The organism is uncultured Streptococcus sp., assembly GCF_963521255.1.
Classification (GTDB): Bacteria; Bacillota; Bacilli; order Lactobacillales; family Streptococcaceae; genus Streptococcus.
Window position 1 is genome coordinate 201,140 of record NZ_CAUQTU010000002.1, and the last position, 11,546, is coordinate 212,685.

At 39.6% G+C, this 11,546-nt stretch carries 12 protein-coding genes and 1 other annotated feature; all 12 genes read left to right on the forward strand.

The window, feature by feature from the left end:
* The first annotated feature begins 71 nt into the window (after positions 1 to 71).
* On the forward strand, positions 72 to 641 hold the full coding sequence (locus RWP09_RS02935) for a GNAT family N-acetyltransferase (protein WP_314433941.1): 570 nt from the start codon (positions 72 to 74) through the stop codon (positions 639 to 641).
* A 66-nt stretch (positions 642 to 707) separates the two neighbouring features.
* Positions 708 to 1,337 (forward strand): helix-hairpin-helix domain-containing protein, encoded by a 630-nt coding sequence (locus RWP09_RS02940; RefSeq protein WP_314433943.1) that lies wholly within the window; start codon positions 708 to 710, stop codon positions 1,335 to 1,337.
* A complete protein-coding gene (locus RWP09_RS02945) occupies positions 1,321 to 3,561 on the forward strand; it encodes a DNA internalization-related competence protein ComEC/Rec2 (RefSeq protein ID WP_314433945.1) in 2,241 nt (746 codons plus the stop codon). The genes RWP09_RS02940 and RWP09_RS02945 overlap by 17 nt, the downstream gene beginning before the upstream one ends.
* A 399-nt stretch (positions 3,562 to 3,960) precedes the next feature.
* On the forward strand, positions 3,961 to 4,554 hold the full coding sequence (locus RWP09_RS02955; protein WP_124787979.1) for an ABC transporter ATP-binding protein: 594 nt from the start codon (positions 3,961 to 3,963) through the stop codon (positions 4,552 to 4,554).
* Positions 4,551 to 5,735, forward strand: coding sequence for a hypothetical protein (locus RWP09_RS02960; RefSeq protein ID WP_314433949.1), 1,185 nt, complete (start codon positions 4,551 to 4,553; stop codon positions 5,733 to 5,735). The genes RWP09_RS02955 and RWP09_RS02960 overlap by 4 nt, the downstream gene beginning before the upstream one ends.
* Before the next feature lie 159 nt (positions 5,736 to 5,894).
* Positions 5,895 to 6,026: a sequence feature (ribosomal protein L20 leader region), on the forward strand.
* Between the two features lie 15 nt (positions 6,027 to 6,041).
* Positions 6,042 to 6,572: a translation initiation factor IF-3 gene (gene infC / locus RWP09_RS02965; RefSeq protein ID WP_000848180.1), complete on the forward strand. Its 531-nt coding sequence runs from the start codon at positions 6,042 to 6,044 to the stop codon at positions 6,570 to 6,572.
* 32 nt (positions 6,573 to 6,604) lie between these two features.
* Complete coding sequence (rpmI, locus tag RWP09_RS02970; RefSeq protein WP_001125943.1) at positions 6,605 to 6,805, forward strand: 50S ribosomal protein L35; 201 nt, start codon at positions 6,605 to 6,607, stop codon at positions 6,803 to 6,805.
* A 51-nt stretch (positions 6,806 to 6,856) separates the two neighbouring features.
* Entirely contained in the window at positions 6,857 to 7,216 is a 360-nt protein-coding gene (gene rplT / locus RWP09_RS02975; protein ID WP_000124834.1) for a 50S ribosomal protein L20, read from the forward strand.
* A gap of 58 nt (positions 7,217 to 7,274) precedes the next feature.
* Entirely contained in the window at positions 7,275 to 7,655 is a 381-nt protein-coding gene (locus RWP09_RS02980) for a VOC family protein (RefSeq protein WP_000157153.1), read from the forward strand.
* Positions 7,656 to 7,903: 248 nt separating this feature from the next.
* Entirely contained in the window at positions 7,904 to 8,704 is an 801-nt protein-coding gene (locus tag RWP09_RS02985) for a dihydroorotate dehydrogenase electron transfer subunit (protein ID WP_314433952.1), read from the forward strand.
* Entirely contained in the window at positions 8,667 to 9,653 is a 987-nt protein-coding gene (locus RWP09_RS02990; RefSeq protein ID WP_314433954.1) for a dihydroorotate dehydrogenase, read from the forward strand. Before RWP09_RS02985 ends, RWP09_RS02990 begins: the two co-directional genes overlap by 38 nt.
* 98 nt (positions 9,654 to 9,751) lie before the next feature.
* Positions 9,752 to 11,464 (forward strand): glucosaminidase domain-containing protein, encoded by a 1,713-nt coding sequence (locus RWP09_RS02995; protein ID WP_314433957.1) that lies wholly within the window; start codon positions 9,752 to 9,754, stop codon positions 11,462 to 11,464.
* Positions 11,465 to 11,546: the final 82 nt, after the last annotated feature.

The following is an 11,546-nucleotide window of genomic DNA, read 5'->3' on the forward strand; positions in this document are numbered from 1 at the left end:
AGTTATCTCAATACAATGTTTCATTCAATATCCTTGTATGAGATTAGAAAGGTTTCAAGTGGAGGAAACGTATGGAATCAATTTTTGTGAAATTTGCCCAGTATCCGTCTATAGAAACGGAGCGTTTATTGCTTAGACCTGTAACTTTGGATGATTCGGAAGCTATGTTTACCTATGCCTCGGACAGAGAAAATACACGCTACATTTTTCCAACCAATCAAAGTTTAGAAGAAACCAAGAACAACATAGCTCAGTTCTACTTGGCCAATCCCTTGGGACGTTGGGGAATAGAACTAAAAAGCAATGGTCAGTTTATTGGAACCATTGATTTGCACAAGATTGATCCTGTTCTTAAGAAGGCAGCTATTGGCTACATTATCAATAAAAAGTATTGGAATCAAGGATTGACGACAGAAGCCAATCGTGCTGTGATTGAGATGGCTTTTGAGAAGATTGGAATGAACAAGTTGACCGCCCTTCACGATATGGACAATCCTGCATCTGGAAAGGTCATGGAGAAATCAGGCATGCGTTTTTCCCATGCGGAACCCTATGCTTGTATGGACCAGCATGAAGAAGGCCGAATCGTTACAAGAGTTCATTATGTCTTGACCAAGGAAGACTATTTTGCAAATAAATAAGCAGTTGAAAAGAAATTTTCGACTGTTTTTTCTTCCTCTTACGAATAATCTAAGAGAGGAGAAAATATGGAAGCAATTATCGAGAAAATAAAAGAGTATAAAATCATTGTCATCTGTACTGGTCTGGGCTTACTTGTAGGAGGATTTTTCCTGCTAAAACCAGCTCCACAAACACCTGTCAAGGAAACGAATTTGCAGGCAGAAGTTGTAGCAGTTTCCAAGGATTCATTAACCGAAAAGGAAGAACCCCTTGAACAAGATCTAATCACAGTAGATGTAAAAGGTGCTGTCAAATCGCCAGGAATTTATGATTTGCCGGTAGGTAGTCGAGTCAATGACGCTGTTCAGAAGGCTGGTGGCTTGACAGAGCAAGCAGACAGCAAGTCGCTCAATCTAGCTCAGAAAGTTAGTGATGAGGCTTTGGTTTACGTTCCCACTAAGGGAGAAGAAGCAGCTAGTCAACAGACTACTTCGGGGACAGCTTCTTCAACAAGCAAGGAAAAGAAGGTCAATCTCAACAAAGCCAGTCTGGAAGAACTCAAGCAGGTCAAAGGCTTGGGAGGAAAACGAGCCCAGGATATTATCGACCATCGTGAGGCAAATGGCAAATTCAAGTCGGTTGATGAACTTAAGAAGGTCTCTGGCATTGGTGCTAAAACGATAGAAAAGCTAAAAGACTATGTTACAGTGGATTAAGAAACTCCCTATTCCCCTAATTTATCTGAGTTTTCTATTGCTCTGGCTTTACTACGCTATTTTCTCAGCATCTTATTTTGCTTTGTTGGGCTTTGTTTTTCTGCTAGTTTGTCTCTTTATTCAATTTCCTTGGAAATCAGCAGGCAGAGTTCTAGTGATTTGTGGAATCTTTGGTTTCTGGTTTCTGTTTCAAAATTGGCAACAGAGTCAAGCGAGTCAAAATTTGGCGGATTCTGTTGAAAGGGTACGGGTTTTACCAGACACTATTAAGGTCAATGGTGACAGTCTATCCTTTCGTGGCAAGTCTGATGGACGCATTTTTCAAGTCTATTATAAACTCCAGTCCGAGGAGGAGAAAGAAGCCTTTCAAGCTTTAACAGCCCTTCATGATTTGGAACTAGAAGGAAAACTTTCGGAGCCAGAAGGGCAGAGAAATTTTGGTGGATTTAACTATCAAGCCTATCTGAAAACTCAGGGGATTTACCAGACTCTCAATATCAAAAAAATCCAGTCATTTCAAAAGGTTGGTAGTTGGGATATGGGAGAAAACCTGTCCAGCTTACGTCGAAAGGCTGTGGTTTGGATTAAGACGCACTTTCCAGACCCTATGCGCAATTATATGACAGGGCTCTTGTTAGGACATCTGGACACCGACTTTGAGGAGATGAATGAGCTTTATTCTAGTTTAGGAATTATCCACCTCTTTGCCTTATCGGGTATGCAGGTAGGCTTTTTCATGGATGGCTTTAAGAAACTACTTTTGCGATTGGGCTTGTCCCAAGAAAAGTTGAAATGGCTGACCTATCCCTTTTCTCTTATCTATGCGGGCCTTACTGGATTTTCAGCTTCGGTCATTCGCAGTCTCTTGCAAAAGTTACTGGCTCAACATGGTGTTAAGGGCTTGGACAATTTTGCCTTGACAGTCCTTGTCCTCTTTATCATCATGCCCAACTTTTTCCTGACAGCAGGAGGTGTCTTGTCCTGCGCTTATGCTTTTATCTTGACCATGACCGGCAAAGAAGGGGAGGGGCTTAAGGCTGTTGCCAGAGAAAGTCTAGTCATTTCCTTGGGAATATTGCCTATTTTGTCCTTTTATTTTGCGGAATTTCAACCTTGGTCCATCCTCTTGACCTTTGTCTTTTCCTTTCTTTTTGACTTGGTCTTCTTACCGCTCTTGTCTATCTTATTTGCCCTTTCCTTTCTTCATCCAGTCATTCAGCTGAATTTTATTTTTGAATGGTTGGAGGGAATGATTCGCTTGGTATCACAGGTTGCAAGTAGACCGCTTGTCTTTGGACAACCCAATGCATGGCTTTTAATTCTATTGTTAATTTCCTTGGCTTTGGTCTATGATTTGAGGAAAAACATTAAAAGGCTAATAGTGTTGAGCTTATTGATTACAGGTCTCTTTTGCTTGACCAAGCATCCACTGGAAAATGAAATTACTATGCTGGATGTTGGGCAAGGTGAAAGTATTTTCTTACGGGATTTAACTGGGAAAACCATTCTCATAGATGTAGGTGGCAAGGCAGAATCTGATAAGAAAATCGAAAAATGGCAAGAAAAAAAGACGACCAGCAATGCCCAGCGAACTTTGATCCCCTATCTCAAAAGTCGCGGAGTATCCAAGATTGACCAGCTAATTTTGACCAATACGGACAAGGAACATGTTGGAGATTTGTTGGAGGTGACCAAGGCTTTCCATGTAGGGGAAATTTTAGTGTCAAAAGGCAGTCTGAAACAGAAGGAATTTGTTGCAGAACTACAGGCAACTCAAACCAAGGTGCGTAGTGTGACAATGGGAGAGAATTTGCCAATTTTCGGAAGTCAGTTAGAAGTCCTATCTCCAAGGAAAATTGGAGACGGAGGTCATGAAGATTCCCTGGTTTTGTATGGAAAACTATTGGATAAAAACTTCCTTTTCACTGGAAATTTGGAGGAGAAAGGAGAGAAGGACTTGCTGAAGCACTATCCTGACCTAGAGGTGGATGTCTTGAAAGCAAGCCAACATGGCTCTAAAACCTCATCAAGTTTAGCCTTTCTAGAAACACTCAAACCAGAGTTTACTCTCATTTCAGTTGGAAAGAACAATCGAACGAAACTCCCCCATCAGGAAACCTTGACCCGACTGGAAACGATCAATAGCAAAGTTTACCGAACTGACCAGCAAGGAGCTATACGCTTTAAAGGTTGGAATAGTTGGAAAATCGAAAGCGTTCGATAGAAAGGATAAATACTATATATTAGTAAAATAAACTAAAAATATGTTGCATAATAATGATAAAAACGATATAATGAAAGCGTCTTCAATATTGATAATATAAAACTATTAAAAATTAGTAAAAACCGTTTAATTAGTTAGTTTATGATCTATTGGTCTTTTTCAGTCCAGTGTATCTGCTGTGACAGTCACTAAAAATTATAGGTATGATTGGAATACTTACTATAAGTCTAGTATGAATTGCTAGAGATATAACTATATTAATTCCCTGTTATGGTATCGTTATGACAGCTATTCAGAGTATAAAGTTGGTTCTGGTTTGAATTACAATCGTTATGAGGTACTAAACTACTACAGCGGAGGCTATTAATTCTTAAAGAGTGAGAAAAAGGAGGACTAGATATGTTGCAGCTTACTCATGTGACCTTAAAAACGCGACAAGTCATCTTACAAGATGTTGATTTTACATTTGAAAAGGGTAGGATTTATGGTATTCTTGCTATCAATGGTTCTGGAAAGACGACACTATTCCGCGCCATTAGCAATTTAATTCCTATAAGTAGCGGAAATATCGCAGTCTCTCCTTCTTTGTTTTATTATGAGAGTATTGAATGGCTGGATGAAAACTTAAGTGGGATGGATTACCTTCGTCTTATCAAAAACATCTGGAAGTCAGGTCTGAACTTGAGGGATGAAATTGATTACTGGGAAATGTCTGACTATATCAACCTTCCCATTCGCAAGTATTCCTTAGGTATGAAGCAACGATTGGTGATTGCCATGTATTTCCTCAGTCAGGCCAAATGCTGGCTTATGGATGAGATTACAAATGGCTTAGATGAGTATTATCGACAGAAGTTTTTTGATAGGCTAGCACAAATCGATAGACAAGAACAGCTGGTTCTTTTAAGTTCTCACTACAAAGAGGAGTTAGTGGAGATTTGCGATAGCATCGTAACCATTCGTCAGGGGCAGATAGAAGAGGTTCCGTTATGAAAGATATTAGCCAATTTTTATTAAAGAAAGTTTTCAAAAGTCGCTTAAACTGGATTATCTTAGCTTTATTTGTATCTGGACTCGGTGTTACCTTTTATTTAAATAGTCGGACTGCAAACTCACACAGCTTGGAGAGCGAGTTGGAAACCAGTCTTGTAAAAGATGAGAGAATCATCAATGAATATGAAGAGAAACTCTCCCAAATATCTGATACCAGCTCGGAGGAATACCAGATTGCTAAAAATACTTTAGACGGGCAAAAAAATCTTTCGACTCAAAAGACAGAAATTCTGACTTTATTAAAAGAAGGGCGATGGAAAGAAGCCTACTATTTGCAGTGGCAAGATGAAGAGAAGAATTATGAAAGGATATCAAATAACCCGACTATTAGCTCTGACTTTAAAATGGCGGTTGACCGCCAACGAAAGATTTACCAAGCCCTGTATCCCTTGAACATAAAAGCACATACTTTGGAGTTTCCGACCCACGGGATTGATCAGATTATCTGGATTTTAGAGGCTATCATCCCAACCTTGTTTGTGATTGCTATTATTTTTATGCTAACGCAACTATTTGCAGAAAGATATCAAAATCATCTGGACACAGCTCAGTTATATCCTTTTTCAAAAGTGGCATTTGCCATGTCCTCTCTTGGAGTTGGAGTGGGCTATGTAACTGTGCTGTTTATCGGAATCAGCGGATTTTCTTTTCTAGTGGGAAGTCTGATAAGTGGTTTTGGACAGTTAGATTATCCCTACCCGATTTATAGCTTAGTGAATCAAGAGGTAACTATTGGAAAGATACAAGATGTGTTATTTCCTGGCTTGTTCTTAGATTTCTTAGCCTTTATCGTCATTGTGGAAGTTGTGTACTTGATTGCTTACTTTTTTAAGCAAAAAATGCCTGTCCTCTTTCTTTCACTTATTGGGATTGTTGGCTTATTGTTTGGTATTCAAAAAATTCAGCCTCTTCAAAAGATTGCACATCTGATTCCCTTTACTTACTTGCGTTCAGTGGAGATTTTGTCTGGAAGATTACCTAAGCAAATTGATAATGTCAATCTGAATTGGGGTATGGGGCTAGTCTTACTTCCTTGCCTGATTATCCTTTTGTTAGTGGGGATTCTATTTATCGAAAGATGGGGAAGTTTACGGAAAAAGGAAGTTTTTAATAGATTCTAACTTTCCTATAGGGAAAATAAGTAAAAACTAACATAGAGAGGGAATCAACTTGATTCTCTCTTTTTGATGTGGAAACCAAGCTAAAATATAAACAGAAACTTTTAAAAAAATAATTTTTTATCTTGACAAGGGCTCGAAAACTTGGTATCATATAAAAGTTGAGAAAAGCAGAAGTGAGAGCTTCTCGCCTTGTGACATTAAGTTGCCTGGCCCTACGGATGAAAAGTTTCTAAGAAACGCTATCATAACGTGCGGGCTTGTATATTTACGAGTCCGCTATTGTTTTTCTCTAATAAAACAAAAGAGGTGAAAACCATAGCAAAGCAAGACTTATTCATCAATGATGAGATTCGTGTACGTGAAGTTCGCTTGATTGGTCTTGAAGGAGAACAGCTAGGTATCAAGCCACTCAGTGAAGCGCAAGCTTTGGCTGATAACGCTAATGTTGACCTAGTATTGATTCAACCCCAAGCCAAACCGCCTGTTGCAAAAATTATGGACTACGGTAAGTTCAAATTTGAGTACCAGAAGAAGCAAAAAGAACAACGTAAAAAACAAAGTGTTGTTACTGTGAAAGAAGTTCGTCTAAGTCCAACTATTGACAAGGGTGACTTTGATACAAAACTTCGCAATGCACGCAAATTCCTTGAAAAAGGAAATAAAGTTAAGGTATCTATTCGCTTTAAGGGTCGTATGATTACCCATAAAGAGATTGGTGCAAAAGTTTTAGCCGAGTTTGCTGAAGCAACTCAAGATATTGCCATCATCGAACAACGTGCTAAAATGGATGGACGTCAAATGTTCATGCAATTGGCGCCAGCGACTGACAAAAAATAATTGTCAGAAAGTTAAATAAAGGAGAAAAAATCATGCCAAAACAAAAAACACACCGCGCATCAGCTAAACGTTTCAAACGTACAGGTTCTGGTGGACTTAAACGTTTCCGTGCTTACACTTCTCACCGTTTCCACGGAAAAACTAAGAAACAACGTCGTCATCTTCGTAAAGCATCTATGGTGCATTCAGGAGATTACAAACGTATCAAAGCAATGCTTACTCGCTTGAAATAATAGCTTGACTGTAAGTAAACAATTCTAGGAAATATTTGGAGGAAATAAAACATGGCACGTGTTAAAGGTGGCGTTGTATCACGCAAACGTCGTAAACGTATTCTTAAATTAGCAAAAGGTTACTATGGAGCTAAACACATCTTGTTCCGTACTGCAAAAGAACAAGTAATGAACTCTTACTACTATGCATACCGTGACCGTCGTCAGAAAAAACGTGACTTCCGCAAATTGTGGATCACTCGTATCAACGCGGCAGCTCGTATGAACGGACTTTCATACTCACAATTGATGCATGGTTTGAAATTGGCTGAGATCGAAGTTAACCGTAAAATGCTTGCTGACTTGGCTGTTAACGATGCAGCAGCTTTCACAGCTCTTGCAGATGCAGCGAAAGCAAAACTTGGTAAATAATAACTGATAAGACTGGAACAGGATTGTCCCAGTCTTTTTAAAAATAAAGGAGAAAAATATGGCTTCAAAAATGCTACATACTTGCTTGCGAGTAGAAAATCTTGAAAAATCAATCGCATTTTATCAAGATGCTTTTGGATTTAAAGAATTGCGTCGCAGAGATTTTCCAGACCATGCCTTCACAATTGTCTATCTAGGACTTGAGGGTGACGACTATGAGTTGGAGTTGACTTATAACTACGATCATGGTCCTTATGTGGTTGGAGATGGGTTTGCCCATATCGCCCTCAGTACACCTGATCTTGAAGCTCTTCATCAAGAGCACAGTGCCAAAGGCTATGAAGTAACTGAACCAAATGGTCTACCAGGAACTGCACCTAACTATTACTTTGTCAAAGACCCTGATGGCTACAAGGTCGAAGTCATTCGTGAAAAATAATCTCGTGAGGTCAAGTAGAATGTTCGTTTTCTACTTGACTTTTTTTAGCTGAAAGAGTATACTAGTAAAAATTTAACCTTTAAGGGGAGTCCAGAGAGACTCACAAGGTGTCAGATAAAAGAATAGTACAATTTTCTAGAGGAGACTTTTTGAGTGTGCTCTCTTGTGTTGTACGATTTTAACTGAGGCCTTGCACTAGCAAGGTCTTTTCTTTGTCTGGTCCCCTTAAAATTTAAGGAGGAAAAGTCATGAATCCCACATGTAAGAAACGTTTGGGTGCAATTCGTTTGGAAACCATGAAGGTGGTAGCACAGGAGGAAATCGCACCAGCAATCTTTGAATTAGTCCTAGAAGGAGAAATGGTTGAAGCTATGCGAGCAGGCCAATTTCTACATCTGCGTGTGCCTGATGACGCCCATCTTTTGCGTCGTCCTATTTCGATTTCATCTATTGATAAGGTTAAGAAGCAGTGTCATCTCATTTATCGGATTGAGGGAGCTGGGACAGCTATTTTCTCAACCTTAAGTCAGGGAGATACTCTTGATGTGATGGGTCCTCAGGGAAATGGTTTTGACTTGTCTGACTTAGATGAGCAGAGCCAGGTTCTCCTTGTTGGTGGTGGGATTGGTGTCCCACCCTTGCTTGAGGTGGCCAAGGAATTGCATGCGCGTGGTGTGAAAGTAGTGACAGTCCTAGGATTTGCTAATAAGGCTGCTGTTATTCTTGAAAAGGAATTAGCCCAATATGGTCAGATCTTTGTAACGACAGATGATGGTTCTTATGGCATTAAGGGAAATGTTTCCGTTGTTATTAAGGATTTAGACAATCAATTTGATGCTGTTTACTCATGTGGGGCGCCTGGAATGATGAAGTATATCAATCAAACCTTTTATGATCACCCAAGAGCCTATCTATCTCTGGAATCTCGTATGGCTTGTGGAATGGGGGCTTGCTATGCCTGCGTCCTAAAAGTACCAGAAAGCGAGACGGTTAGCCAACGAGTCTGTGAAGATGGCCCTGTTTTCCGCACAGGAACAGTTGTATTATAAGGAGAAAATTATGAATACAAATCGTTTACAAGTTTCTCTACCTGGTTTGGATTTGAAAAATCCGATTATTCCAGCATCAGGCTGTTTTGGTTTTGGACAAGAGTATGCCAAGTACTATGATTTAGACCTTTTAGGTTCTATTATGATCAAGGCGACAACCCTTGAACCACGCTTTGGAAATCCAACTCCAAGGGTGGCAGAGACGCCTGCTGGTATGCTCAATGCAATCGGTTTGCAAAATCCTGGTTTGGAAGTTGTTTTGGCCGAAAAGCTACCTTGGTTGGAAAGAGAATATCCAAATCTTCCTATTATCGCCAATGTAGCTGGTTTTTCAAAACAAGAGTATGCTGCTGTTTCTCATGGCATTTCTAAGGCAGCTAATGTGAAGGCTATTGAGCTCAATATTTCTTGTCCCAACGTAGATCACTGTAATCATGGACTCTTGATTGGTCAAGATCCAGATTTAGCTTATGATGTGGTGAAAGCAGCTGTGGAAGCCTCTGATGTACCAGTTTATGTCAAACTAACTCCTAGTGTGACCGATATCGTCACTGTCGCAAAAGCTGCAGAAGATGCGGGAGCAAGTGGATTGACCATGATCAATACCCTAGTTGGAATGCGCTTTGATCTCAAAACCAGAAAACCAATCTTGGCCAATGGAACAGGTGGAATGTCAGGACCTGCAGTCTTTCCAGTAGCTCTCAAACTCATCCGCCAAGTAGCCCAAACAACAGACTTGCCTATCATTGGAATGGGAGGAGTGGATTCGGCAGAAGCAGCCCTAGAAATGTATCTGGCTGGGGCATCTGCCATCGGAGTTGGAACAGCCAACTTTACCAATCCCTATGCCTGCCCTGATATCATCGAAAATTTACCAAAAGTCATGGACAAATACGGCATTAGTAGTCTAGAAAATCTACGCAAGGAAGTAAAAGAGTCTCTGAGGTAAACTGCAATCAATCTGTTCTTGATTTTTTATCAGTTTGTAATGTTGATTATAGAGAATTTTGATATAATGAAATGAGTAAGAACAGAGGAAGAAAATTAATGAAGAAATTGAGATTTGTTTTTTTAGCTCTGCTATTTTTCTTAGCCAGACCAGAGGGTGTAATGGCTAGCGATGGTACTTGGCAAGGAAAACAATACCTGAAAGCAGACGGCAGTCAAGTAGCGAATGAGTGGGTTTTTGATGCTCATTATCAATCTTGGTTTTATATAAAAGAAGATGCTAACTATGCTGAAAATGAATGGCTGAAACAAGGTGACGACTATTTTTACCTAAAATCTGGTGGCTATATGGCCAAGTCAGAATGGGTAGAAGACAAGGGAGTCCTCTATTATCTTGACCAAAATGGAAAGATGAAAAGAAATGCTTGGGTAGGAACTTCCTATGTTGGTGCAACAGGTGCCAAAGTGATAGAAGATTGGGTCTATGATTCTCAATACGACGCTTGGTTTTATATCAAAGCAGATGGCCAGCACGCAGAGAAAGAATGGCTCCAAATCAAGGGCAAGGACTATTATTTCAAATCCGGTGGTTATTTGCTAACAAGTCAGTGGATTGACCAGGCTTATGTGAATGCTAGTGGTGCCAAAGTACAGCAAGGTTGGCTTTATGACAAACAATACCAATCTTGGTTTTATATCAAAGAAAATGGAAATCATGCTGATAAAGAATGGATTTTCGAAAATGGTCACTATTATTATCTCAAATCAGGTGGCTATATGGCAGTCAATGAATGGATTTTGGATAAGGAGTCATGGTTTTATTTCAAATCTGATGGCAAAATGGCTGAGAAAGAATGGCTATACGATGCTAAAAGTCAAGCCTGGTACTACTTCAAATCTGGCGGCTACATGGCGAAAAATGAGACAGTAGATGGTTATCAGCTTGGAAGCGACGGTAAATGGCTTGGAGAAAAAGCTACAAATGAAAATGCTTCTTATTATCAAGTAGTGCCTGTCACAGCAAATATTTATAATGCAGATGGTGAAAATCTCTCCTATATATCGCAAGGTAGTGTTGTATGGCTAGATAAGGATAGAAAAAGTGATGACAAGCGCTTGGCTATTACTATTTCTGGTTTGTCAGGCTATATGAAAACAGAAGATTTACAAGCGTTAGATGCTAGTAAGGATTTTATACCTTATTATGAGAGTGATGGGCACCGTTTTTATCACTATGTGGCTCAGAATGCTAGTATCCCAGTAGCTTATCATCTTTCTGATATGGAAGTAGGCAAGAAATATTATTCGGCAGATGGCCTGCATTTTGATGGTTTTAATCTTGAAAATCCCTTCCTTTTCAAAGACTTGACAGAGGCTACAAACTATAGTGCTGAAGACTTGGATAAGGTATTTAGTCTGTTAAATATTGACAATAGTCTCTTGGAAAATAAGGGAGCTACCTTTAAGGAAGCCGAAGAACATTACCATATCAATGCTCTCTACCTCCTTGCCCATAGTGCCTTAGAAAGCGACTGGGGACGAAGTAAAATTGCCAAAGATAAGAATAATTTCTTTGGAATTACAGCCTATGATACGACCCCTTACCTTTCTGCCAAGACATTTGATGATGTGGATAAGGGAATTTTAGGTGCAAGCAAGTGGATTAAGGAAAATTATATCGATAGGGGCAGAACTTTCCTTGGAAACAAGGCGTCTGGTATGAATGTGGAATATGCCTCAGACCCTTATTGGGGAGAAAAAATTGCTAGTGTGATGATGAAAATCAATGAGAAACTAGGTGGCAAAGATTAGTCCTATAATTGAATATGATTTGTGTATAATACTCAATGAAAATCAAAGAGCAAACTAGGAAACTAGCCGCAGGCTGTACTTG

What these genes read in the sequence shown, in the direction of transcription:
- RWP09_RS02935 (WP_314433941.1), top strand. Translation starts at nt 72, where the DNA reads ATGGAATCAATTTTTGTGAAATTTGCCCAGTATCCGTCTATAGAAACG.
- RWP09_RS02940 (WP_314433943.1), top strand. Translation starts at nt 708, where the DNA reads ATGGAAGCAATTATCGAGAAAATAAAAGAGTATAAAATCATTGTCATC.
- RWP09_RS02945 (WP_314433945.1), top strand. Translation starts at nt 1,321, where the DNA reads ATGTTACAGTGGATTAAGAAACTCCCTATTCCCCTAATTTATCTGAGT.
- RWP09_RS02955 (WP_124787979.1), top strand. Translation starts at nt 3,961, where the DNA reads ATGTTGCAGCTTACTCATGTGACCTTAAAAACGCGACAAGTCATCTTA.
- RWP09_RS02960 (WP_314433949.1), top strand. Translation starts at nt 4,551, where the DNA reads ATGAAAGATATTAGCCAATTTTTATTAAAGAAAGTTTTCAAAAGTCGC.
- rpmI (WP_001125943.1), top strand. Translation starts at nt 6,605, where the DNA reads ATGCCAAAACAAAAAACACACCGCGCATCAGCTAAACGTTTCAAACGT.
- rplT (WP_000124834.1), top strand. Translation starts at nt 6,857, where the DNA reads ATGGCACGTGTTAAAGGTGGCGTTGTATCACGCAAACGTCGTAAACGT.
- RWP09_RS02980 (WP_000157153.1), top strand. Translation starts at nt 7,275, where the DNA reads ATGGCTTCAAAAATGCTACATACTTGCTTGCGAGTAGAAAATCTTGAA.
- RWP09_RS02985 (WP_314433952.1), top strand. Translation starts at nt 7,904, where the DNA reads ATGAATCCCACATGTAAGAAACGTTTGGGTGCAATTCGTTTGGAAACC.
- RWP09_RS02990 (WP_314433954.1), top strand. Translation starts at nt 8,667, where the DNA reads ATGGCCCTGTTTTCCGCACAGGAACAGTTGTATTATAAGGAGAAAATT.
- RWP09_RS02995 (WP_314433957.1), top strand. Translation starts at nt 9,752, where the DNA reads ATGAAGAAATTGAGATTTGTTTTTTTAGCTCTGCTATTTTTCTTAGCC.